The sequence below is a fragment of the Spirosoma lacussanchae genome (assembly GCF_005870035.1).
Classification (GTDB): domain Bacteria; phylum Bacteroidota; class Bacteroidia; order Cytophagales; family Spirosomataceae; genus Spirosoma; species Spirosoma lacussanchae.
The window spans coordinates 1-24,926 of record NZ_SWJG01000012.1; the positions used below are offsets into that span (position 1 = coordinate 1).

A 24,926-nucleotide genomic window follows, 5' to 3' on the forward strand; every position below is an offset into this window, starting at 1 on the left:
CAAGGCGAATATGACTTTTCGGAAGGCACGTTACGAAATTTGGTCAGTCTAGAATTGGGTCAACTCTTAAAGGAGGAAGCAAAACCAGTTTGATGGAACATTTCGTACGAATGTGGGCAGCCCCCCAACGATTGAACCAGCTCAGAAAGCGGTGGTAATGCTTCATTGGGTTGTTCGTATGCTCCCCGAATCTGGTCAATGAGTACCCGCCAGTTTTCCTCCAACTGCAAGTTGGGCAACGTCCGTCCGTCAATCCGTTCCTGCCAGGCTCTATACCGAACGTTAAACTCTTTACGTAGCGTTTGGCTGGGCGGGTTTTCCAGTTGAAAACGCAACTGAAGACCCACCATAAAACTTTGCTTCTCAGCGAAAGGGAAGCCAAAAGCATCCATAAACTGATCGGCTTGCTCACAGGCCACCCACCAAAGCATATCCTCGTCAAGCAGGGTATTCTGCTCAATCCAGTGCAGGTTCCAGATACTGTCCTGCCAGAAGAGCCGTTCGATGAGGGGCATAGTCTGATGACCGTACCGTTCCAGTTCGCGCTGGTAGGTATCCACCACAACGGATTGCACAAGACCTTCGGCCTGCCACGATGCAAGCTGCTCGACGAGTTCGTTCAATACCAAATGATACGTAGCTTCAGAACCGTGGAAACGCAGTCGGAGGTGAGGTTCAGGGTCGTAGTACCGAATAAAAAACCAGTGGTCGATCCATCCCTCTACCATTGCCTGCTCCACCAATGGTTTCACAACTTGCATCAACACGTCGTTGGCTGTCAGCTCGCCGACGTACACTTTTACGTAGAGCCATTCGCTGCCCGGCCCGAAGGTACGTCTGACCAGCTCCCTTTGACCCGCAAACGGTGAAGGACGCGGTAACGGTAAAGAAGGAGCCTGAGGAGTTGCGAAGGGGATTACCAATTCTGCCGTGTACCGTTGCCCGGTCCGATCTATCCAGCACTGATCAGGGCTTCCCAGCCATTCGACTACCTGAACGTTGCGCCGTTTACGTAACTCCGCCAACAACAACTCCTGACACGGAGGGCTGTTGAGATCAAGCAGTAGTTCGTGGTCGCCTTCTATCACTGCAATCAAGTGGGGCAGAGAAAGACGGTTTTGCAGGTCAGCTACCATCTCCTTAGTCGACGACCAGTTGGTTTGGTGCATCAGGGTCCACTGGGCGCGCGCCAGAACCAGGTGCTTGTACATCAGCCTGGGCAATCGGGATTGCCCGGACAAGCTGCCCCACGACCACCGCAGTGAAAAGCTTTCCTGCTGATGACTAAGGTCTGTTAGGAACCGGTACACATCGTCGGACTGGTGGTAATTGTGGGCAGTTGTATTGCGCGGAATGACTTTACAATCACGCTTTTTCGACCACAATTCAACCGTCCTACCATCCATCGACCTCACCCACAGATCGCTCAACGTAATTGCATAATCGCTTTCGACCGATGCGGGTGTAACGTAAGGAATCTCATAGGAACGAAGACGAGGTCGGCTTAGTACGTTGCCGACGCGACCAGCGGGCAAGTGGACAATCTCGGCCAGCAGTGCGTCCGGGTACTGATTAGCCTCCCAATCGGTCAAGTGCCGGAGTTGATCCGCCAGACCAGTATGGTGATCGCCGAAACGAGCCATCAGCGAAGCCCCCGAAGGTCCGGCCACACTCTTAACCAGAAACGTGTACTGGCCGGTATCAATGGCCTGACTGCCGTTTCCGTAGAGTTCTCCCAACACGGCCCAGCTTTGCGCCAACGGTAGTTGCGGAGCCGACGACGCAACTTTCGCCAAATCGTCTTCCGTAATGGCCTGTACCTGTTCGCCGGTTGTCAGTAAGACCGTTAGCTTCTCTAACCGCAGCGCGTCTAAGCGATCTGGTTGCGGTAGGGGAGAAGCGGGCGGTTGAGTCAACCCGTTCAACAGCGACAACTGCCCGACCCGTGGTTCCGTCTCGCCGTATCCGACACCGGTTTCGTGGTCGAGTACGTGTAACAGCGGAACAGACGCTGTGCCGTGCCGGTCATACAGTCGCCGGGAGAATGCCTTTAGCGATGTTGATTGGCTGTCAGGACGCAACGGAGCCAGTTCCAGCAGTTCCTGACCAATCTGTTGAACGACGCTCTGTTTTAAGCGAATGGTTTCGGTGGGCCGAATCAGGTCTACCTGCATCAGGCTTTTGTCAGCATACCCTTCGCCGACCAGTGCCCGCATCCGGTTTTCAGTGTGTTGTGCTGCTATGGTGGTCAGAGAACCTGCTTGTAGCTGCTCCTGAATAGTACTGAGTTGCGACTTCCAAAATTGGGCAGATGGTATGTTCCCCAGTCGTCGTAGCAATTGCCCAAAGGCATTGTTCCCGGTAACGTTCGGTTCGAGTTCGCTGATCAGTAGATGGGCATCAATCAGTTCATCCACCAGCCCCTGCGCGTCTTCATCACGTTCACCTGCCTGCTCAATCAGAAACGTAACGATGTCGTGTCCCCGTACGCCATCTTGTTGGTTCTGGACAAATGCCAGCACGGACTGTATGAGGTCATCACGCTCTACCGAATTAATATAAAACGCCCGCTGCCCGGATTCTATCGTGTAGTCTGAATACCTGAATTGCTGCCCCAGCGTGTACAGGCTGTTGTTCACTGAATAACGTAGCTCTCTACGAATCTCCAGCTGACTGACCAGTTGGTCAACCAATGCCGACAGCCACGCCATGTCCGGGCGGATCGTCGTTTGCCAGTTGTCCCCCTCAACGTACCCAACGGTCTCCTCACCCACGGTGGCCATGCTCACGCCCGCAAATAAGCCGAAGGGCGTACAACGGCTGCTCATACGCAACACGTACCGCCACATTGCCAATCGGGCATCTACGTTTGGTAATGTCTCTGGCTCCTCTTTCCAGTTTAACCATACCTGATATAAAGAGGTCGAAGCCACCTGTAAGGCCTGCTCTACTACGGGCCTGTTTAGCCACGACCGTAATACCGTATCAGCATTGTTAGTGGTTTTCGCCAATTGATCGACGAGTTCGTCAATCGGAAGCAGCGGGGAACGTAATAGGGCAAACGGTTGGGTAAGTAATGAAGAACGCATACGAAGTCTGCTAAAAAAAGGCCCGTCAGATGCGTTCCGACGGGCTAAACCTGATTAGTAGGTGAAGATGATGGTTAGATCAATCGTGGTTGGGTACTTGACGGGCCGGGGGTTTGCTACAGGCATCCGGGTTCCAACTGCCTTCGTTTTCAGGCGCTTTACAGAAGTTGACATGGGTAAAAAAATTGAAATGGAACATTATAGAAAACTGGTACTCGCTTCGTTAAAGGGCCGTTCGGATGATGCTGCTGACTACAGACCGGTATGTTGTTCCCACCGGGACGCGCTGACCGCTTTGCATCTCGATCTGCTGACCATCCGTCTGCCGGATTTTAGTCGTATTGATAATGAATGACCGGTTGACCCGCACGAACAGGGGTGCCGGCAACATCTTTTCCAGGGCTGATACCCGCTGATGGCTCACCAGTACACGGTCGGGCAGGGTAATTTTGACGTAGTCACTCATGGCCTCGACCAGAATGATGTCCTGACAGGCCACATTGACCATCGTCTTCCCATCCTTGATAGCCAGTTGGTTGGATGGCACGTTGCCCGCCGTTACACTACCAACCGCAGAGCCGACTGCATCCAGTGCCTGCACCCGCTCCTGCACTTTGGTAATGGCCCGGACGAAGCGGCTGAAGACGACCGGCTTCAGCAAAAAATCCACGACGTTATTCTCAAATCCCTCAAAGGCAAATTCCTGATAGCCCGAAATGACAATCACCCAGGGAGCTTTACCCGGTAGGCTGCCGAGCAGCTCATATCCGTTCATCCGGGGTAGGTTTATGTCCAGCAGAAGCAGGTCCGGTTTGAGGGTTTGATAGAGTTCAATGGCTTGTAAGGCATTACTGGCCACGCCAACTATGTCCAGACTGTGTAGCTGGGCCACATGGTCGAGCAGTAGTTCCTGCGCCAGTGGTTCGTCGTCAATCAGTAAACAGCGTAGGGGCGTATTCATGGGTTAGTATAGTTTCGCTCTTTGGGCGAAGCGGGATAGTCAGCCGAACATAGAATTGCTCAGACTGATCCTGTATGACCAATTCGTATTGTTGCTTTGGGTAGAGCAGAGCTAATCGGCGTTTTGCATTCTCCAGGCCAATACCGCCATCTACCGTGGGTTGGGATGGTGCATCACCTTTGTTATTAGCCACGGTAAACGTCAGCGTACCCACATTCTCCGACAAGTTTATCTCCAGCGTAGTGAGTACCCATCCACCTTCATAGACAGCGTTCAGCCCATGTTTAAAGGCATTTTCGACGAACGTAACCAGCAACAGAGGTGGAACCAGCCACTGGTCCATGTGCTCATCGGGTTCAGGCAGCGAACAGGTTATCGCGTCGGGCAAGGCGTGCCGGATGCGTTCCAAGTCGATGTAGCCTTTGAGAAAGCGTAACTCGTCAGACAGTGGCACAAACTCGTGACTGGTACGATAGAGCGTATACCGCATCAGCGTAGAAAGATTGGCCAGCGTGTCAGCGGCCCGGTTATCCCGTCGGTGAATCAGGGTATAGATATTGTTGAACGCATTAAGCAAAAAGTGCGGGTTGATCTGCTGTCGCAAAAACTGCAAATCCTTCGTTGTATTCTCTTTTTCCAGTAACAGGTTATCTAATTCAAGCTGCTGACGTTGCTTTTCCACGGCCAGTTGTGCCTGATTCCGGGCATACCCGTCCCTGACCGCTTTAATCAACAGCGGTATCAGGATATAGGAAATGAATTGCCCGAAGACAAAGAATCCAATCGACGGATTGATGAAGTACTCGTACCAAGGAGCCTGCACGAAAACATCCAGTCGCCGACTCAGGTAGGCAGGCAGGGGTGCATACCAAGCTTCGGTAAATACCAGCAGCGCATACGTATTCAGGCACATCAAAACGTAGTATGCGATTACCGTTCCCACTGCCAGTAGTAATCGTTGCGAAGTGCGTTGTGGCCGATAAAGAATGCGCGGTATGAACACGTACCCCAGCAGCCCAAAAGAAAGCAGCGTGGTCAACAGGTGATGGGTGTTGACCACATAGAGCAGCTCGTCATTCGGCTTATCCGAAAAGGCCCGTCGAAACTGGCTCAGCGTCAGCACGTAGCTGAGACCCCAGAAAACGATATGCCAAGTGAGCCGCTGCCACGTAACTGGTCGCCGAAAGGCAATAGCTGTCCCGGTATCTTTCTGTAGAGAAGACACAAACAATAAAACTGTTCTTGTTGAAGAATTTAGTTTACGCGGCCTACCCGTTTGATGCCTACCGATAGAATAGCCTGAACACCGATTTCACTGTTTTTAGGGCCTGGTGCGGCTGTTGCCCGAAGCACGATCCGCTCAGGCTGCTTACAGTTGATTTCCCGCTTCACGTAGATGCTCCAGCTCTTGTCAGGACCAGCAATCCAGTCGGCCCCCTGTTCGGTGCCCTCTACGGGAAACGCACTGACCAACGATAATGAATGATTCAGGTACGTGTATCCCTCAGGAATAGATACCTCTTTCTCGATTACCACCGTCGGTAGTCGATCTTTGTTAACCACCTCAATCGGGATAGTCAGCGTTGAATCCGGGGCGGTTTTGTCTCCTGAAGCAGGGGAGGGAGCTAGCGTGGTAAGACTGGCAAACGCTAAAACACTAACTGGCATTGCCAGTGAACCAAAAAGGGAAAAAAAGGACATAGACACAGAGGGCGTTACTCTATTTTGTTTACCCACATGATAGAGTAACGTCACGTATCGGTCGTACATTGTCTATATTTAGATAATTTTTTATCTATTTTTTGATTATACTGATTATTAACGATTTGTATTATAGTATGATTGACTAATCGAATAATGTCTTGGGAAAGTCCTGTTTCGATTCCTCCTGTTTTGACTCAGGTGTATCTGGCTTCTTCGCAAGTTCTTCATCAATCGGTTCTGGTGGCTTTGGTCGGGCATATAACTGCTGCTTACCTGTTTGCGTAACCAGATTAAAATTATTCAGAAAGTTTTCGATCTCTTTGTGCTGGTGCGGATGTTCCCGGCTGATTTCTCGTGTGTCCACGAAGATGAGATTATATCGTTGCTGCGTGATGACACCCTGCCCGTCTCGTTGTGGGTTTAGCAGATGTTCCTGGGCGTTTGCATATTCCTGCTCCGACGTGCGATACTTATAGTTTAACGTAACGTAGTGGTAGTCGCGCCGGTAATTGGAAACGGCAAAATCGTATTGATCCAGATTACGCAACACCTCCTGCCAGGTTTTAACCTCTTGTTCCATCATACCGATCTGCCCCTTTTCATCGGAGAGTGCCGCTCCTGACAGTTTTTCAATTTTATCGAGCTTGATAGCTTGTTTCACGGTTAGTTCATTGATGTAGTTGGATATGCGTTGCTCCTTTTCTTCGCGGCTAAGGTCATTGTTTTTAAGAAGTATGTACTTGTGCTTCTTAAAAAACGTCAATCGGGTAGCCGGTCGGCCGTAATTTACCAATTTGATGGTTCGACAGTCGAAGTCGGCGTAGTCGGCGAACAGAGACTGATCACGGGCATCGACAAAGTAAATCACCCCTGTGCCGTTCCACTCCCCCTCAATGTCCCAGGCATTACGATCCGGCTGAATCTTGTTGACGACTTTCATGAGCTGAATTAATCCCCGTAGTCGGAGGGCATAGTCAGTAGGGTTATACGATTTTCGTTTGCGAGAGGGTCGTTCGGTAGCCATAAGTAGTATAGAGGGCAGGTGTTTTTTAAGTTTACTTTAAAAGTAAACTTAATTTGTCCTTTTTGCCAAACATATTTGATAGCTCCGCACAATTTATTGATTCTTTTAGCAGAAAACTCTCAATGCCGAAACTCAAAAGTCAAGTATTGTATTTTAAAAATTGTTCTGATATTGATAATAGTAGCTGTGGATAAAACGATACTAACTATCTGAATCACAGCGATTAGTAATGTGGATAACTAGCTGTTGGGCAATGAATTAGAGTAGAAGGGCAATAGATTAGAGTAGAAGGGCAATGAATATAAGTCAACATTGGTAACTAAAGGCAAGAAATTTAAGTAAGAAGGGCAATAGATCAGAGTAGAAAAGGCAATAGATTAGAGTAAAAGGGCAATGAAATAGAGTAATACGTTTACCTCCCTACTCTCAAGGTGGCCATTGCTTTGTATTGGCAAGAAAAAATCGGAAAAAATATTAAATTTTTTACACATACTTAATTTTAAAATTAACTGAAAAGACAGGCACTTATGAATTAAAAGCAAGATATTTAAGTCATTTAGCCAGCCTTTGCGAGCTGTCCATTGGCAAGATGCGTTTCTTAAAAATTGCTTTTTTGCTTTGCTTCTTTGTATTTAGGCCTATGAACGATGAAATTGTTATCCGGGAACCCCTAACACTCTTATTGGGTCGGTCAGAATTTTCGTTACACGAACGTCGTCTGTACTGGAATATTCTCAAAGCATTGAAGGCGGAGCAGACCTTTGACGTGAAGTCGTACCGGGTAGAGGATCGGCAGTTTCGAATTCATTACTCGGATGTCTTTGTGGGCGAAAACTCCCATGCTCAGACCAACGTCATTCTAAAAATTCTGGACCGGGTTACCTCGCGGAAGATCAAAATATTCGATCAGGACCGGGGCAAATACACCTTCATCGTGCCCATCCCGTACATTCATTACGAGTCGCACAAGGGTTACTTTGATATCGTTGTCAACTCGATGGTCCTGCCTTACTTTATAGATTTGAGCAAGGGCTACTCGCAGTATGAACTGAACGCAGCCGTTTCCCTCAGTAGCGAGTACTCCCAGCTATTGTTTCCGCGCCTAACGCGGTTCATCGACACGGGGCTATGGCGGGTGGAGGTTACGGAACTGCGCGAATTGCTGAACGCTCAGAAGTACGTTCGCTATTCTAATCTTAAACAGATGGTGCTCTCCAACGCGATTTCGGAGATTAATCGGAAAACGTATTTAGACATTACCATCACGGAGCAGAAAGAGGGACGGGCGGTGAAGTGGCTTAATTTCATTATCCGTCGGAAGGGCAAAACCAGTCCCAAAGCCGTTTACTTTGAGTTGGTCAACAAAGACTTGAAGAAAGCCAGCGAACTGTCGTTGGCCGACAAGCAGAAAAAAGCGGCTGAGTTTCTCTACAATTATCAGTTTACTGACAGTCAGAAGCGCACCATTCTGGAGAGTGAACAATATCTGAACGAGTTTCTGCGGTTGGACAGCATGGTGACCCATGGCGCGGTTACGGTGGCCACTACACCCACCCGTTACATCGCCGGCATTTTGTTTAAAGATGCTTCCGGCCCTAAGTCGTCGAAAGCCAAACGAGTTTCTGGTTCTGGTAAAAGCTAATCCTCTATTGCTTCCAGAATCTGCCTGAACTCGGTTACAGTGATAGGCTTCCAGTCAGGATTACCGGCGGACGTTCCATCCCAGGTAAAGGTCACCAGGTCAAATGATTCACCGTAGGGTTTGGGCCGCTGACTCTCCGGGTAATGTTCAACGAACAGCATCCGGGCAGGGTCGATGCTGAATCGGCGAACGACTTCGGTAGCAATGACTTCGGCGGCATTCGTGACGCTCATACCTATCCCTGTTTCGGAAGCAATGACTAACGGAATGCGCCGATAGATGGTGATCGCACAGCTACTGTGAATCCGGTTCGGTGCCCGGTAGTCGAGTGTGTAGTGTTCTGAATTCTTCACAACTGATAATGGATGCGCTTTACAACTGTAGCTACAATATAGGCAGGATAAGATAAAATCGCAAGCATAATTACGTCCGATAAATAAACCTTATCGGACGTAACTGATTTTGTGTATTTTTGCAAAACTAAAAAACCTGGCACCCTGATGATTGACTGCGAGCCGCACTTTGTCTGGTCTCCAGCGGCCCGGCTGACCTTCGAGCGGATGCCCGCCGACGTGCAGGCCGCGTTGCTCAAGGAACTGCCCCGCATGGCCGAACGATACCGACCGATCTACCATCACAGCCGACCCGCGCACCTCAACAGCGTAGGAACGGTCAGTCATTTTAAACTACCCGATTGGAACATCTGGCTGCGGATGGATACGGGCTATCTGGAAGATGAAGGAGAGCCAGTCTTGTTTATCAACGAACTCGATGAACTCACCCAGGCCGAGGTCGAAGCATCGGTGGCCGCTGCCCGCGCCAACCCGAATCGCATCAATCAGTAAACGAATATCCCGGAACGACGATTCTACTATGGACGCTCACCTTGTTACAGCCAACACGGAATCGGCATCGGTTCGGCTACGTACCAGCCCGGAAGAGCTGGTTGCCCAGACAGCCGCTTACTTTCAGAGGGGTGTCGAAGGAGCCAAGAATACTCGTAAAGCGTATGGCTCGGATATTGCCGGACTGGAAACCTGGCTGGCCGAGAACGGCATGGGTACGTTACCCATTGGCCCGGCAACGCTGGCGGCTTACCTGTCTGATCTGGCCGGGCATCAGAAATGGGCGACCCTGACGCGCAAGCTGGCAGCCATCCGCAAGTGGCACCGTCTGCGAAAACACCCCGATCCCGGCCACGACGAAGCGGTGCGGCTGGTGCTGGAGGGCATCAAACGCAGCATTGGCACCGAACCGCAGCAGGCTCCCGCCTTCGAGATTGATGAGTACAAGCGCGTTATTCGGTCTATACCTGCAACGCCCACGGGCCTGCGCGACCGGGCTATGCTGCTGGTTTGCTTCGCCGGTGCTTTCCGACGGTCTGAACTCGTCGCGCTGGATGTCGAGGGGGTACAGTTTACCCGACAAGGGGCTATTCTGAGCTACCGGGGCAGTAAAACTAATCAATACGGCCGCTCGGAGCAGAAGGCTCTATTCTTCAGCCCTGACCCAGATACCTGCCCGGTACGGGCCCTACAGGATTACATGGCACTGCTCAACCTTACGACCGGACCGTTGTTTGTTCGCATCCGAAAAGGCGAGCAGATTACGGATGAACGACTGTCGGATAAGCAGGTAGCCCGCGCCACGAAACAATATCTCGGCGACGACTACTCGGCGCACTCACATCGGGCCTCGTTTGTGACCATCGCCAAACTCAACGGGGCTGACGATTCGCAGATCATGCAGCAGACTAAACACAAAACCCGCACGATGATCGACCGCTATACCCGTGTACAGGAAGTGGTCAAGCACAACGCGGCCATGAAGTTAGGGCTGTAGCTTTCGATGCTTTTTAGCAATATGACAATCACCCGAACGCCGAACCGCGCCGAATCAGCATTACCTGATCTGTTACGGCAGATGGTCGAGGATCTTAAAAATCCTGATTGCTACTACTGGCTGCGCTCAAATTACTTCGACATATTGCCTCCTACTGATCGCACAATAACACAGTGGTGGCAGGCTCCGCTATTCCTTGATTACGATGCGCTATGGAAACCAGCTTTTGAGGAAGACGCGTTGCTGATCGACGTAATCCTACGCAACCAGCTACCAGCAGTTTACGAACGCATTCGTATTCAGTACAATCAAATCTGGTCGCTGGAACGGTTTTACAAAAGTCAAACAACCTCAACTGAGGCAGAGCGCGTAATTTATCATGACTCGGATAGACTGCGGATGCCTCCTGTACACAACGAAGACTAATGCGCCACCCTATCGAGAAATACAATCAAATACAGGCCGAGCAATTAGCCAATTTCGCTCCGGAAGAGCGTGAGTTCTGGGCGCGGCAGTACCGGATTGGCAACGCTGCTTACTGTTATCAATATCAATTCAACGACGTGGCGGGCTTGACGAATCGTGAAACCGCCAACGTACCGGAAGATTTGGTCGAATGGCTTGCACAACGCTTAACGACCAAACAGGAAAATAAATCAGCCAACGAATTACTTCAAATTTACTTCGAGGAATATCTGGCGGGTTTACCTAATGAGCGGGTTCGTGAGGGCGAACGAGCCAGAGGGTTAGAAGAAGCTAAACGAAGCTGGCCGTTTCGTCGCTACGTGTTAGAACGCAACGACTTCGGGATGGATGAGTTTATGCGGCTTAATTTGAGTGAAACTGATTATGCCTATTATAAATGGTCCAGCGAACCGCTTTGAGACACTACTAAGACAGTTGAGTTTTCTGAAACCCGTGATGCTGCAAGTATCTACTTTTGCTATTTTGGCTTTTTAAATAATTACCCCCTGCTCACTGATGGCCCTTAGCTGGACTGAGATTAAAGACCGTGCCTTGCGCTTTGCCAACGAATGGAAGACTGAAGCCTCGGAAGATGCCGAAGCCAAATCGTTTTGGGATGATTTCTTCAACGTATTCGGGGTCTCGCGCAGACGGTTGGCCCAATTTGAAAGAGCCGTCGAGCGACCGGGTCGGAGCAGAGGTTTTGTCGATCTGTTCTGGCCGGGTACGTTGGTCGTCGAACACAAGTCGCGGGGACGCAGCTTAGACGATGCCTACAAACAGGCAGTCGATTATTTCGTCGGACTGAAAGACCACGAATTGCCCCGCTACGTGCTGGTATCCGACTTCGCCCGCTTCCGGCTCTACGATCTGGAGGAGAAAGATGGGGAACGTTCTTATCACGAAATTCCGCTGGCCGAGTTGCACCAACACGTCAAGGAGTTCGGCTTCATGCTTGGCTACCAGAAACGTACCTATAAAGAAGAGGACCCGGTCAACATTAGGGCGGCTCAGATGATGGGTGGCCTACACGACAAACTGAAAGAAGTCGGCTATGAGGGTCATTCGCTCGAAGTGTACCTGGTCCGGCTGCTGTTCTGCCTGTTTGCCGATGATACCAGCATTTTCGACAAGGGCATTTTTCAGGACTACCTAACGCAGAACACCCGTGAAGACGGCTTCGATTTGGGGCAGCAGATGGCAATGCTGTTTCAGGTACTCAACACACCCGCCGACAAACGACCCAAGAACTTAGACGATGCGCTGGCGCAGTTTCCGTATGTGAACGGGAAGCTGTTTGCCGAAAATCTGATGATCCCGACCTTCGACCGGGCGATGCGACAAATCCTGCTCGACTGTTGCGGACTGGATTGGGGCCGCATCTCCCCGGCTATTTTCGGATCGTTGTTCCAGTCGGTCATGAACCCGGTCGAACGGCGCAACTTAGGGGCGCATTACACCTCGGAAAAGAACATTCTCAAGGTTATCAAACCGCTGTTTCTGGATGAACTGTGGCAGGAATTCCGAAGCTTACAACCTGATCGCAAGAAGCTGACTGCCTTCCACAAAAAGCTGTCGGGCCTGCGGTTTCTGGACCCGGCCTGTGGCTGCGGTAACTTCCTCATCATTACGTACCGGGAACTGCGGCTGCTGGAGATTGAAGTCATCAAGGCGTTGCAGAAAGGGCAGCAGTACGTAACGGTCAACGACCTGGTGCTGGTGGACGTGGACCGGTTCTATGGCATCGAATACGAGGAGTTCCCGGCGCAAATCGCGCAGGTAGCCATGTGGCTCATCGACCACCAGATGAATATGCGGATTTCGGAGGAGTTCGGGCAATACTACGTCCGGTTGCCACTCCGTAAGTCGGCTACCATCGTACACGGCAACGCCCTCCGCACCGACTGGCAATCGCTTCTGCCCGACCCAAAAGAAGAAGAGCCAACCCGTTATAGCTACATCGTCGGCAATCCACCGTTCATTGGCTCGAAGATGATGTCGATTCAACAACGCGAAGACATCAAATCAGTCTTTGGGGCTGTCGAAGGAGTTGGCATCCTCGACTACGTGTCTGGCTGGTACGTGAAAGCGGCCCACTATATGCGTGAAAATCCAGCCACGAGAAGTGCGTTCGTTTCGACCAACTCGATTACGCAAGGCGAACAGGTAAGCGCGTTATGGAGTGAGATGTTCCGGCAACGAGCGGCAATATTTTTCGCGCACCAAACGTTCCGCTGGAGCAACGAAGCGCGTGGTAACGCTGCTGTTTACTGTGTTATCATTGGTTATCCCAATGATAACACAGTAAACAGCAGCGTTACCACGAAGGCTATTCGAGTACGATACCGTCCGCTCGGAACCTCACGAGCGTGAAGTCGTGACCATCAACCCTTATCTCGTAGAGGGTAGAAACACGGTTGTCGTAAGCCGACAAAAACCACTTTGCCAAGTGCCACAAATCGGCATTGGCAACAAGCCGATAGATGGAGGCCACTATCTGTTCACTACCGACGAAAAGCAAGCCTTTATAGCCCAAGAGCCGCGTTCGGAGAAATGGTTTCGGCGTTGGTTAGGCTCGGATGAGTTCATCAACGGCTACGAGCGTTGGTGCCTCTGGTTAGGCGATTGCCCACCCGCTGAACTACGGCTAATGCCTGAAGCCCTGAAGCGCGTTCAGGCAGTCAAGCAAACTCGTTTGGCAAGCGTTAGCCCACCGACAAGAAAACTGGCAGAAACGCCAACGCGGTTCCACGTCGAGAATATGCCCAAAAGCAGCTACCTGATTGTTCCTGAAGTTTCTTCTGAGCGTCGGCGTTATATTCCGATTGGCTACGAAGGTCCTGAAACACTGTCAAGTAATCTGGTTAAAATCGTACCGAATGCCAGTCTATTTCATTTCGGTGTACTGACCTCAGAGATGCACATGACGTGGGTACGTTACGTATGTGGTCGGCTAAAAAGCGATTACCGATACTCAAAAGACATCGTTTACAATAACTTCCCGTGGCCACCGTCGCCGACCGAAAAACAGGTTAAGGACGTAGAAGTAGCTGCTCAGAAAGTACTCGACGTGCGGGCCTCGTTCGTTGGCAGTAGCCTGGCCGACCTATACGATCCACTGACGATGCCGCCCGCGTTGGTCAAGGCGCATCAGGACCTCGACCGGGCTGTCGACCAATGCTACCGCAAGCAAGCCTTCGCCAACGAGACGCGCAGGATCGAGTACCTGTTCGAGTTGTACGAGCAGTACACGGCTCCGCTTATTGGAGCAGGATTAGCTTCAAACAGGAGAAAGAGAAAACAGTCAACCGAGAACCCTACTAATCCACAGAAGCCATGATCTTTGAACCTAAATATTTTTATCAGACGTACCTGAAAAATTATCACCGTATAAAAGCCTTATATCTCAAACAGTTGCTGGACAATCCGGCCAGCATTGAGCCGGACCCGTTTCACGTAGGGTATGGCGAACGTAATAATGACGAAATCAGCCTAACGCTCAGGAGCGATCTGCGACAAACGTACTTCCACGCCATCGAGACGTTTTTCGAGGTTTTCTTGGCTCTTAAACCGCAAGGAACTACCCTGATTGACGATACGGAGCTAATGGTTCGGCTGACCAATGCCAAGTGGCAAGAAAACTATAAAGCTATTAGCTGTATCGCTGAAGACGATCAGGCATTAGCCTTTTTAGACAACCTCGTCACTTTTTCAGGACGACAGATAAGCGTAGCCAATTATCTATTCTATCCAATTGTACTGCCTGACGGTTCATTCCCTAAGCAGGTCTTGAATGACGTTGCCAATAGCATTGAGGCTATCAAGTACGGCATTAGAACGATTGCTATTGATTTTACCGACCGCGAAGAATACAACGCTTATAAACATGGGTTAAGGCTCATTCAGGCCTCCAGTAAACTGGCCTTAGCGAACCCTGACAGTTTAGAGGTGCATATTGAGTGGGACATTAGCCAGTCGATGTCTTACTACACCCGGACGAAAACACCTGGTGAAATACAGATTATTACGAAATTATTCGACTCCGAACGTGACTTCAAAATGACACTATTTTGCTCCAATCTCATTCATAGTATGATTTATTATCGGCAACTTATGATGTACAGAGCTAAAGAGCCTGATGCCCAAGTAGCCATTCGGTTTTTCGGTCGAGATGAAATTGAGGATTGCGATAAGGTCAACGTACCAATTCAAAACCTGGTCTACTCGTTCTACCCGATTAATTAACCGTCAAACATCCCGTAACTTTCATGCCTACAAAAAAAACAATTTTAGATGGTCTTTTCGGCCTGATTCTGGGTCAAGCCGAAGACAAAGCGCGGTCCGTTTCCGATGAGTACTTGGTAACGGGTCGGCGGGGGCGTTCGACTACGTTAAAAATTCGGCATTCAGTCGAAGCCATCCTGGAAAAGCACCGGTACGCCAAGATTGGAAAGACTGTGCAACCCGCCAAACGCCTGCAAGCTACAGACTACCGGGACTATCAGACGATGTATCTGGTATATAAGACCAGCAGCGACGCCTTCATCTGCCACTACGAATCGTACTTCATCCGGGCATTCGCCAAGCGGCTCGATAACAAGCACGAAAATAGCACTGGTCGCCTGGCAATGGTCGAAGACATGAACTATTTGTATGTCGTAGTTGCAGATTAACGCGCGTTATTGATGATACAGAAACAACGAGAGGAAACGCAGTACGCCAAAAACATTCAGGGCGAAGAGTTTCATATTTCGGAAGTAGAGCGTGGAAAGAAGGGCTACTATTGTATTGATTGTGAGCAGGAAATGGTTGCCTGCCAAAGTGAGTTGGACAGAAGCTGGTATTTCAGACACCATGTTACCGATGTCAAAATTGAGCGAAAATGCACGTTCTCGAATGAAACCTATCGGCACAAAATCGCCAAAGATGCCCTCCAGCGCATCAAGCAAATCAAAGTGCCAGCCGTTGACAAATACGCGCCCAAAGGCACGGACGGCTTGACCCGACTGAGGGAAGCACAGGTAATCCATGCCTATACCGTCGGCATAGAATATCAATTTTATGAAGATGAAGCCGGACAGATTCGATGGATGAGCAAACCGGATTGGGAAAGAATCGAGCCATCTGGGAAGAAACGTCACATCATCCAACCCGACGTAACTTTCTTCGATCAGCTTGGCCAGCCTATCCTGTTCATTGAAATCGTCGCCACGCACAAACCCGATGAGGATAAGTTGTTGAAACTGGAGCGGCTGTGCATCGACACCGTTTCCGTTACCATCCCGAAGGAGTCGGCCACGGCCATTGAGCAAATTTTTTACCATACTGACCGCACCAAATGGCTTTACAACCATGAAGAAAGAACAGCCCGATACGTACCAGTTTCCGGTAGAAATTCAAAAGAGGTTTTACCGATTGATCAACTCCAAAGACGACTTCTTGAGGAATCTGTCAACTGCCGAGCGACGGAAATTGGAAACCTTATACGCGCAATTGAACGCTGCCTGGAAAGCGAACAATACCGATCAGTTGAGCAGCACCTTAACGCGGAAGTATCACGAGTTACGGACATCGCAGCACGAGCTGAACAACAACTGCTCGGCCTTCAGGCATCACACCAGAAGCGGCTTGAAAAAGCAGTTCGTGGCCGCATACTCCCACTTGCAAAAGCGGCAAGAAGAGTGTCATCGACGGAGCGTGCAGTTAAAGCAAGACGTAAAGACCTGGAAGGACGATATTATAAGAAGAGACACGAACTGGTCCGTGCAGAAGCAGAATATCGACCGGACTACCAGGACGAAATTGAGCGAATTGCAACGAATCTCATCGAACTTGGAGCAGGAGACGGCTCGATACCAGAACGCCAAGAACAGCTTGCAGCAGAAACAGCAAGAACTGACGAGCGAATTGGAGAAGCAAAGCGAACAACAGCAGATATTCAACGACGAACAGAAGCGTTGCCAGATGAATTCCGACAAGCTGAGGGCAGAATGGTCCAAACGTATCGCCAGCAAAAAAAGGCTGTCGGAGCAGATTTTAGACGACAAGCGCAGGCAGATGAAGAAGCTGACGGACGAGTACGAACGGAGCTTAGAGAACGACACGAAGGCTATCGAAGAGCAGTGGCTCAAGCAGTTACGCGAGCAGATGGCGAACGAACTGAGCGACTGTCACCCCGAATTGTTGAGCTGGTTAAAGCAAGGGGACTTATCGTCGATACATCGCCGAAGTACGCTGCTTTCCAAAGAATCCGAACAGCTTACGAAACTTTTAAATCAGGGGCTTATAAGAGTTGGCCTTAGTCTGGATGGTTTTTTAGCCAAGTCCGATGTTCACCAGCCCGTTTCAGGTTCGTAAGCTGTACTCATCTTTATACTTCAGAGTCTTACCCCGAACGTCAAACCAGAGGTTTATAGGGTACGTTATTTCCCGACCTTGAAAAGCCCCTGTGCGGGCAGGTAACTACTGAACTGATTGATTTTTGTTGATTTCAAGCAGCATACCAGTGCGACGTTGAATACTCGCCAGTACCATCAACCCGATTACCCTACTCTATTAACAATAGGGAGTTTTTTTACATCACATTACCTGTATCCTGGCTTGTGAGTTGCTGTTGAGCTTCTGCTATCATAATCTCGGCTGAACGGTTCATCAGGTCTTCGTCCTTGTCCCGAAGCCGATTGTAGAAAAAATCAAGTATAACGGGGCTTTTACTGCGATGTTCAAAAATTTCATCCTGTAGCCGACGTGCGTTTTCAAACGCGTAGATTTCATCACGATTGAATGCAGAACTCCACACGCACTTTGCGTAATTTGCTAATTCATTAAGCCGTTGAGCTGCTTCCCGTTGTTCGGTATACTGTTTCATACAAAACTGAAAAAAAGGGGACAGTATACTCGCCACCAGCACAATATTTATAACACTCAAATTAGCTATTACTCCAATCACAATAATCAGTACCGTAACGACGATGCCAGCCGTTCGCATATAGCTTGAATACCGCTCACGTAGCCGCGAATCCCACCAACAATTGCTCCGCTGGCAAATTAGCCGACCAATGCCCAAGGGTAATGAGCCAATTGAAACCGGATACCAGTCTTTTATTTTCTCAATGTTGGTCGGTATCTTCCGGTGAGCGTCGTAATATGTCAACACCTCTTCGACAGTAATATCATCTACCGTTTTTAAAGGCGAAGCTGGAAGCTCAAACACATCGCAATCGAATAACTCCTGAATTTTGGCGGCTTTTGCGCGTTTCTTTTTAATAGCTGGCTCCAGCACAACAAGGTCAAAAAACAGAACCAATAACCCGAACGCAGCCGCGAAAGGGGCCGTAGCAGTCCATATAATAGCTGCTACTGAAAGGATTATGGGAGCTATCACGCTCAGGGTGATTTGCCAACCGTGATACACCTTCGCGGCTGAATACAATTCACGTTGAGCCGCGAGCCGCTCCAACTGCTTTTGTTCGTTTTGTCGAATTGGTATATGGTTCATCGGCATGGAAAATTTCCGTCGAATAGTAAATCCCAATAGTAGAAAGCGTTGTCAACATTCCCTTTGGTCTCGTACTCGCGGGCTTTGTTTGACCGGCCAACAGCCGTGCTTAGCTTTGAGTAAGCGTCTCCCCATTTTGCAAACGTGTCGCAAGGTTCGATAACACCCGAAATACCCATTGGATCGGTAATGTCCGGGAGGCCCTCTTTCAGCAGTTTTGTCAGAACGCTATCGACATCCATCGCATAAATAATTGATGATTCATTCTGCGCGAATCGCGTTACGTATAATTCGAGGTAAAATGATCGGATAGGCACTGATTTGTAATACTTCCAGGCCTTGATGAGCCGAATCAGTGGTTTAACTCGATAGTTGAGTCTCACATCCTGCTCCCGAACATATTTATTGTGTGCGTCTGGACTGGATACCATCCAACCGCCCGCTCCGTTGGCGATGTGATAGGAGCGGAAATTGTTGATTAGCCCGTTAAAACAGCAGGGTGTCACTTCCATATCCTCTGAGCGGTACGTTCCGAACGGAATACACACAGCCGGGCTGTTAACAGCGATTCCGGTTGTGGCCCAGAACGTATCCTGAAGCTTTTCCTTAATTACGCGTAATGAGGTGGCCGAGTTGTCATACAACCGACGGGAAGGGATTACAGCAAAGTAGTCGGTATCACTTCTGTGGCGTACACCTGTACCGTTTCCGAATGAACCGGTCTCGAAAAAATTAGTACACTCGAACTTGTTAATCAGGCAACGTTCTACAGATGATCTGTGGGACGTGGCTTTGGCATGTTCTCCTGCCAACGGGCATAGTCGTGTTAAGAAGGTGTCAAAACCCTCTGCTACCGTCTTGGGCATGGTATGGCTCTAAAAGTTATACAACTACAATGCACTCACTACTTTCCATCTCGCAGACCATTCGTGCGATTGCTAACGTTGATGGTCACTTCGTTGCGTAGTTGAATATTGGTATGCTGAAAATTATTGATGGTCAGATTGCGAGTAACCGCGCTATACACGTCATGCCGCTTCATCGGGTCTCGAATCGTGATGATTAAGCAAAAATCCTGCGACAGAACTTCCCCAGTTTGTAATGAAGTGCTTTCTGCTGCATGAGAAAACAGCCCTTTCAACTCCAAATACCACTTCTTGGGAGCAGTCAGGCTACGTACTCGGTTAGCCTCTGTCATTTCCTGTAGGTTGACGGCGTACTTCTTCACCGGATGAAATTTGCCCAAATCGTCGCGAAGCTGCCGTTCCGGTGTAAACGGGTGATCAATGTAACGCTGGAACCGGGCTGCGTACATATTTGGTAAAAGCACGTTGTTCGGATTCAGCCGACCAAGCGGGTTAAATATTGTTCTTTTCGTCGTGTCCCGGCGCTTTACCTGCTCATACGTTCCGAACGACACCGCAATATCTGACTGGCAATACTCGGCCCCCTGATTACTTTCCAGCCTGGGATCAGTAACCAGTGTTACTGTTATTTCGCCGTAGTATTGCCCAACCTCGTTTACCAGTAAGTCAGGAAATGGGAAGTCGAGTATCTCAATGTACCCTCCACGCAAAATGTTGTCCTGTAGGATGAGTGTGCTCTCGTAAGGCGTATTGTAAATAATATCGCCAACTGAGCTTGGTAGTCCGAACCCCATTTCTTTCAGCCGCTCTGCTGGAGAAAGATTCAACTCAGGATGGTACTTGGCTGAGTGAATCGCCAACGCTTTCAGAAGTAGCGGGTCGAACTCGCCATCGACCCGGTGGTGTAAGCCCGCCAGCAAGGCAGACACGCGTGGGGTCGAAAAACTGGTACCGACGTGCTTAACCACACCACCTGCGACCGAAAAGGAGTTAACCCCTGTTAACGTCAGCTCTCCAGTCTTCTTTACCCCGGCGTTACCGCCGTAATGGGCTAATTCCGGCTTAATCAATTTATTTGGGCCAAAGCCAATCCTGGAGAAGGGCGACGGATACCCTTCCGACACTAAATCGCCTTCCTGCTGGGCATGGGCAATACTCCCAACTACGAGGGATAGCACCGAGTCGGCTGAAATAGGAATTCTACGCTTGGGTAATGACGACTTAAAATTGTCGCAGTTACCAGCCGACTTACAAATGACGATACCATACTGTTTCTGGAGATCATCTAACGCTTTTCCGAAGTCGGAGAAATCACGGCTACCACATTCCGTCATTCCGCCCCCCGATAGATTCCACAGCTTTACATCCGGATAGGCACGAATGGCGTTCTGAATGTTTTCCAGTAGCTCGTCCTCGTCTATACGAACACCGCGTTTAGGAAATACAGTAGCATCCAATAGTTTGAACTCCCCGCCACCTACCCAGTCCTGCCCTTCTAATTCATCACCATACAGCAAAACCCCAGCAACAAAGGTGCCGTGTGATCGATCAACCTCGCTTTCATCATAGGCCGTGTACCGGCGTTCATCCAACCAAGGCTTCAGGTGAGGTATCAGAGCAATACCCGAATCGAGAACTCCTACCGTCAGATATTCTTTTCCGCTGACGGGATTCTTCACCGGCAATGATGCAGTAGGGGTAAGCTCATCCAGCGTTACCTGATAAGAAGGCATTGGGTCGATTGAGTACAGAGCCTCAAACTCCTGAATTAGTTCCAGTGCGTCAGGACGAACCTGTTCAACCTTGTAAACTGTCAGGCCAAACGCATAAGTCGTCTTCTTAAACGAAGTATCATTTGCCCGTAACGTTTCCTCAAATGACTGCTCGATACGTTCGTTGACACGCCGGTTCGGGAAATTTATAAGCTTAACTTTCAAGGGCGTGGCCTTATCATCTGGCAAATCAATTCGAGGCTGAAAGGGTTTAATAACATCAATGGCAGATAACGCTACAGGGAATGATATGGGACGCTGTAAATTTTGATCAATGAATTTGACCTGTTCGGTAGAGTCCACCTTAACCAGCAAATCGAGATCATCAGAAAGGCCAATCAGGTTGTACTCCTCTTTTCGATTGAACAATTTGGCCACCTCTCTCCGATGCGACTTCGCAACGGCTTCTTCACGTACCGTTACTTCAAGAACTGCTGGTATGAATTGTCGATCTGGTTGGCGGTCAATCAAAAGCAAGGCGGTCGTATTCATTACATCCCTGAACACTTCTGATTTGGCTTCCAGAAGAGCAGGTGGGAGCACCCATGAGGGCAGGTCATTACCGCCCCCTCCCTCTGTGCGTCGTTCGTCTTGCGTACCACGTTTGCTGAACAGCTTGATGGGCAGATTCTTAGGTTCCATCGGTTAGGATTTTTGGTTAAAAAAGTTTCTGACTTGCCGGAGTGACGTGTCCAGTATCTCGGCAATGGCCGCCTGCGAAACGCCATTTTCATTCAGGAAGCCCATCAAAGCTTCCTGAGAAGTTGAATTATGGTGTCGATAGTAGTAGTATTGGAGTAGAAGTTCTTCATGGTCAAGCACCGACTTCTTACGTAGCACATTCTGGGCAATTGCATTTTGGCAAATCGCCTTAATATCGGCAGGACTGCTACCATTCAGTAGCCTGGCTAATGCTTCCCCTCTCTTGCCTTGTAGCTCAAAATTTAGCTGAGCCGTTTTCAGAAATAGTTTCAGTAGCTCCAGAACTTCGGCTTCACCAGGAAGAGCTATCTCCACAATACTATTGAACCGTCGCCAAATAGCCTTGTCTAACAGTTCATGATGGTTTGTGGCCGCGATTAGAATGTTCGATTCCAAATACTCATCGATATTCTGCAACAGGCTATTTACTACTCGCTTCAGTTCACCCAACTCATGCTGGTCGTCCCGCGCTTTAGCGATAGCGTCAAACTCGTCTAAGAAAAGGACACAAGGTTGTCGGCTGGCAAACTCAAAAATTTTACGAATATTCTTGGCCGTATTGCCCAACAAAGAGGATACCAGCGAGTCCAATCGTGCTACCACCAACGGAAGTTGCATATGGTGGGCTATATAGTGGGCTAAGGTAGTCTTACCACAGCCTGGGGGGCCGTACAACAATAGCGAAGCTTGAGGGTCGATACCTGCGGCCTGAAGTTCACTCCGGTGTTGAATCCTTCCAATAAAGCCGTCGAGTTTCTGGCGCAGATTCTCCGACAGTATCACTGGAATTTGCTGGTCGGGTTGAGGAATAACCAAGTCCGCAATGTTCATTCGTGTCTCCTGGTCCACCGGTGCCGTGAATAGTTGATCCATGAAGACCGGCTGGGCTTGCTTACTCTGTAATGCACGAACAATCCGTTCAGCGCCTTTCCTGTCGCCGGACTTGCTAAGATTTTCAGCCAACAGCCGCGCATAGTTTAGCACCTTGTGCGGGTCTTTGCTTAAACCTCCTTCAATAATCTTTATGATCTCTGTAATCATGCTTGTTAATTTCGTTTTCAAAATTACAGTATTCGTACTTAAAATTAATTTATTCGTACTTATTTTTTATAAAAACGTTTTCAGGACTTTCAAAGACAGCTACGGCTTACTGAATTGATCAGGGGCTTATTGTACGCACTACTCTCTTATTAAGTGCTAGTATATGAATCTCATATGCTTCCAAATTTTGGCAAAAACTACCTATATTTGCCAAAATTTGGAAAGAAGCTATTGTCGCAAGAAACTATTCATACGGCCCTACGTAAGCAGTTTGGTAAGCAGGAGGTCATTCCCAAACTCGCGCTGATCGACTTTCTCAGGAAACACGCTGGCGAAGCCAAAACCTCTACGCTCGCCTGGCGGCTGCATGAGTTAACGCAGGAAGGGGTTTTAGTTCGAACCGGGTATGGTCAGTATCGACTGAATGATCGCCCGACTTACCAGCCTGACCTTTCGCCGACGCTTCGCAAAATCAGCGACCGCGTTAGAGCAGCACTGCCCTTTACGACTTGCTGTGTTTGGGATACACGGGTATTGGCCGATTTCATGATTCAACAGCCAATCAGCTTTCTGCAACTGGTCGAGGTCGAACGGGAAGCCGTTTCGTCGGTGTACCAACGCTTGCAGGAACAGCCCGTGCGCATTGACCGAAAAAGTCCGGCCCTGTATCGCTACGACGATTGGTTGCTCCTTAGTCAGCGCGGCTTACCGGCTGCCACACCGGTTATTGTTAAACCGCTGCTTACAGAGGCACCGGTGCAGCAGCAGGACGGGTATGTGGTAGCTTCTTTGGAAAAGATTCTGGTGGACCTGCTGGCCGATGACGACCTGTTCTTTGCCTATCAGGAAGAACTGCCTTACATCTTCCAAGCGGCCTTTGCCAAATTCACCATTAATCGCGATAAGCTCAGGCGCTACGCCCGGCGACGGAACCGAACCGAGCCGGTTGAACAGCTATTGCGTCAGATACCATCCTACCATACACAACCATGATTCTCCCTGAAACTTTTACCCGCGACTGGCTGGTGGCCGTTGGCAAGCGTTTTCCTAAGCCGGTCAATCTGAAACTACTGGAAAAGGTAGTTTGGGCGTTGAGGTTGCTGGAGCAGCTACAAATATATGACCTGTCCTTTGTTTTCAAAGGGGGTACGTCGCTCGTTCTGCATTACGAACAACCCCGCCGATTCTCGATTGATGTGGACATCATCATGCCCCAACGTCCGGTAAACCTCACCGAGTGTTTCGACGCGATTGTAGAAGCGGGGGCTTTTGTACGTTGGGAAGATGACTCTCTACGGGCATCTCATGCGGGGGTGCCAGTCGGCCACTTCAAGTTCTTTTACACGAGCGCGGTTGACCCGCAACACCCACTCGAACCCATTCTTCTGGATATTCTCTTTGCCGAGGTCAAGTATCCTCACGTCATTCAAAAAGCCATTCGGCATCCCTGGATTCGCACGGAGGAACCTTTAGTCTCCGTCAGGCTACCTGATACCGATAGCTTACTGGGCGATAAACTAACGGCGTTTGCTCCTAATACCACCGGTATATTATACACCAAACAACGCCCGGCTGAAATTATCAAACAACTCTTCGATGTGGCTCAGTTGTTCGACGCGGTGGCCGACCTGAGCGTTGTCGGGCAGGCGTTCCTGCACATGGCTCAGGAGGAAATTGCGTATCGCCGTTTACCTATCACCCCCGCCGACGTACTGACCGACGTGGTGAATACGGCGTTGCTGATCACGCGACGGGATGATAAAGACCCATACTTTACGCAGCTACAGGAAGGGATTCGGCGACTGGCCTCTTTTGCCATTGGTCCGTTCACCATCGAAGGGGCCATTTTGGCCAGTGCTAAAGCTGCTTATCTAAGCCGACTACTGACCGAAAGTGCCACAACCTTTCGTCGCTATGCACAACCTGCCGAAATCGCGGACTGGCAGCTAAACGACCCCACGGTAAACCGACTCAACAAGTTGAAGAAGTCGCAACCCGAAGCGTTCTTTTACTGGTATCTGGCCATTCATTAAGCCCGCCCCTTCATATACGCTTCCAAAGCCTCGCGCACGATGTCTCGAATCTCGATGTCGTCCTCGACTGAAATCCGGCGGATAGCTTTGTGGAGGGCTTTCGGGACTTTGACGTTCAATTGCACGAGGTCATCGACCGTGGCAGCATTGGCTTTGGCCGTCGGCTTAGGTTCGGGTTGTGCTACCGGGTTGACTTCCTGAATAGGAGCTTTGGGAGGTTCGTTCTTTAGTTTTTCGGCCAGCCGGGCCTGACGTTCTTTAAGGGACTCTGCCATCGTGTCGCGGGG

At 49.7% G+C, this 24,926-nt stretch carries 23 protein-coding genes; 12 read left to right on the forward strand and 11 right to left on the reverse strand.

Annotation, left to right across the window (positions count from 1 at the left end; translation table 11 throughout):
* Positions 1-59: 59 nt before the first annotated feature.
* From FBR45_RS24510 to FBR45_RS24530, 5 genes are all read right to left on the reverse strand, one after another.
* Positions 60-3,089, reverse strand: a complete 3,030-nt coding sequence (locus tag FBR45_RS24510) for a lantibiotic dehydratase (RefSeq protein ID WP_138507121.1) — start codon at positions 3,087-3,089, stop codon at positions 60-62.
* A 223-nt stretch (positions 3,090-3,312) separates the two neighbouring features.
* Positions 3,313-4,050 (reverse strand): LytR/AlgR family response regulator transcription factor, encoded by a 738-nt coding sequence (locus FBR45_RS24515; protein WP_138507122.1) that lies wholly within the window; start codon positions 4,048-4,050, stop codon positions 3,313-3,315.
* Entirely contained in the window at positions 4,019-5,275 is a 1,257-nt protein-coding gene (locus FBR45_RS24520) for a sensor histidine kinase (protein WP_246082372.1), read from the reverse strand. Before FBR45_RS24520 ends, FBR45_RS24515 begins: the two co-directional genes overlap by 32 nt.
* A gap of 29 nt (positions 5,276-5,304) precedes the next feature.
* Entirely contained in the window at positions 5,305-5,751 is a 447-nt protein-coding gene (locus FBR45_RS24525) for a hypothetical protein (protein ID WP_138507123.1), read from the reverse strand.
* Between the two features lie 145 nt (positions 5,752-5,896).
* The gene (locus FBR45_RS24530) at positions 5,897-6,694 is read right to left on the reverse strand and encodes a hypothetical protein (RefSeq protein ID WP_246082373.1); all 798 of its coding nucleotides are present in this window, start codon (positions 6,692-6,694) and stop codon (positions 5,897-5,899) included.
* Positions 6,695-7,418: 724 nt separating this feature from the next.
* Between FBR45_RS24530 and FBR45_RS24535 the strand changes: the two genes are divergently transcribed.
* A complete protein-coding gene (locus FBR45_RS24535) occupies positions 7,419-8,420 on the forward strand; it encodes a replication initiation protein (RefSeq protein WP_138507125.1) in 1,002 nt (333 codons plus the stop codon).
* Here FBR45_RS24535 and FBR45_RS24540 read toward each other — a convergent pair.
* Positions 8,417-8,773 (reverse strand): hypothetical protein, encoded by a 357-nt coding sequence (locus FBR45_RS24540; protein WP_138507126.1) that lies wholly within the window; start codon positions 8,771-8,773, stop codon positions 8,417-8,419. The two genes, FBR45_RS24535 and FBR45_RS24540, sit on opposite strands and share 4 nt — an antisense overlap.
* A gap of 147 nt (positions 8,774-8,920) precedes the next feature.
* Between FBR45_RS24540 and FBR45_RS24545 the strand changes: the two genes are divergently transcribed.
* The 9 genes from FBR45_RS24545 (at position 8,921) to FBR45_RS24580 (ending at position 17,029) form a co-directional block, all read left to right on the forward strand.
* On the forward strand, positions 8,921-9,265 hold the full coding sequence (locus tag FBR45_RS24545; protein WP_246082374.1) for a hypothetical protein: 345 nt from the start codon (positions 8,921-8,923) through the stop codon (positions 9,263-9,265).
* 28 nt (positions 9,266-9,293) lie between these two features.
* A complete protein-coding gene (locus tag FBR45_RS24550) occupies positions 9,294-10,262 on the forward strand; it encodes a tyrosine-type recombinase/integrase (RefSeq protein ID WP_138507127.1) in 969 nt (322 codons plus the stop codon).
* 21 nt (positions 10,263-10,283) lie between these two features.
* Positions 10,284-10,688, forward strand: coding sequence for a hypothetical protein (locus FBR45_RS24555; RefSeq protein WP_138507128.1), 405 nt, complete (start codon positions 10,284-10,286; stop codon positions 10,686-10,688).
* Positions 10,688-11,146 (forward strand): hypothetical protein, encoded by a 459-nt coding sequence (locus FBR45_RS24560; protein WP_138507129.1) that lies wholly within the window; start codon positions 10,688-10,690, stop codon positions 11,144-11,146. The genes FBR45_RS24555 and FBR45_RS24560 overlap by 1 nt, the downstream gene beginning before the upstream one ends.
* Before the next feature lie 97 nt (positions 11,147-11,243).
* Positions 11,244-13,100: a DNA methyltransferase gene (locus FBR45_RS26700; RefSeq protein WP_246082375.1), complete on the forward strand. Its 1,857-nt coding sequence runs from the start codon at positions 11,244-11,246 to the stop codon at positions 13,098-13,100.
* Positions 13,101-13,104: 4 nt separating this feature from the next.
* Positions 13,105-14,067: a type IIL restriction-modification enzyme MmeI gene (locus FBR45_RS26530; RefSeq protein WP_246082376.1), complete on the forward strand. Its 963-nt coding sequence runs from the start codon at positions 13,105-13,107 to the stop codon at positions 14,065-14,067.
* A complete protein-coding gene (locus FBR45_RS24570) occupies positions 14,064-14,972 on the forward strand; it encodes a hypothetical protein (RefSeq protein ID WP_138507130.1) in 909 nt (302 codons plus the stop codon). The genes FBR45_RS26530 and FBR45_RS24570 overlap by 4 nt, the downstream gene beginning before the upstream one ends.
* 23 nt (positions 14,973-14,995) lie before the next feature.
* Positions 14,996-15,400: a hypothetical protein gene (locus FBR45_RS24575; RefSeq protein ID WP_138507131.1), complete on the forward strand. Its 405-nt coding sequence runs from the start codon at positions 14,996-14,998 to the stop codon at positions 15,398-15,400.
* 12 nt (positions 15,401-15,412) lie between these two features.
* A complete protein-coding gene (locus tag FBR45_RS24580; protein WP_138507132.1) occupies positions 15,413-17,029 on the forward strand; it encodes a hypothetical protein in 1,617 nt (538 codons plus the stop codon).
* A gap of 272 nt (positions 17,030-17,301) precedes the next feature.
* Here FBR45_RS24580 and FBR45_RS24585 read toward each other — a convergent pair whose 3' ends face one another.
* The 4 genes from FBR45_RS24585 to FBR45_RS24600 are packed head-to-tail and all read right to left on the reverse strand — an operon-like array spanning position 17,302 to position 22,606.
* Positions 17,302-18,225, reverse strand: coding sequence for an S-4TM family putative pore-forming effector (locus tag FBR45_RS24585; protein WP_138507133.1), 924 nt, complete (start codon positions 18,223-18,225; stop codon positions 17,302-17,304).
* Positions 18,222-19,091, reverse strand: coding sequence for an SMODS domain-containing nucleotidyltransferase (locus FBR45_RS24590; RefSeq protein WP_138507134.1), 870 nt, complete (start codon positions 19,089-19,091; stop codon positions 18,222-18,224). Before FBR45_RS24590 ends, FBR45_RS24585 begins: the two co-directional genes overlap by 4 nt.
* A gap of 38 nt (positions 19,092-19,129) precedes the next feature.
* Positions 19,130-21,505 (reverse strand): S8 family peptidase, encoded by a 2,376-nt coding sequence (locus FBR45_RS24595; RefSeq protein WP_138507135.1) that lies wholly within the window; start codon positions 21,503-21,505, stop codon positions 19,130-19,132.
* Positions 21,506-21,508: 3 nt separating this feature from the next.
* Positions 21,509-22,606 (reverse strand): AAA family ATPase, encoded by a 1,098-nt coding sequence (locus FBR45_RS24600; RefSeq protein ID WP_138507136.1) that lies wholly within the window; start codon positions 22,604-22,606, stop codon positions 21,509-21,511.
* Positions 22,607-22,837: 231 nt separating this feature from the next.
* On the opposite strand from FBR45_RS24600, the gene FBR45_RS24605 reads away from it, so the two are divergent.
* Positions 22,838-23,599 (forward strand): DUF6577 family protein, encoded by a 762-nt coding sequence (locus FBR45_RS24605; protein ID WP_246082377.1) that lies wholly within the window; start codon positions 22,838-22,840, stop codon positions 23,597-23,599.
* On the forward strand, positions 23,596-24,639 hold the full coding sequence (locus tag FBR45_RS24610) for a nucleotidyl transferase AbiEii/AbiGii toxin family protein (RefSeq protein ID WP_138507138.1): 1,044 nt from the start codon (positions 23,596-23,598) through the stop codon (positions 24,637-24,639). The genes FBR45_RS24605 and FBR45_RS24610 overlap by 4 nt, the downstream gene beginning before the upstream one ends.
* Here the strand turns inward: FBR45_RS24610 and FBR45_RS24615 are convergent.
* Complete coding sequence (locus FBR45_RS24615; protein WP_138507139.1) at positions 24,636-24,914, reverse strand: hypothetical protein; 279 nt, start codon at positions 24,912-24,914, stop codon at positions 24,636-24,638. The two genes, FBR45_RS24610 and FBR45_RS24615, sit on opposite strands and share 4 nt — an antisense overlap.
* Positions 24,915-24,926: the final 12 nt, after the last annotated feature.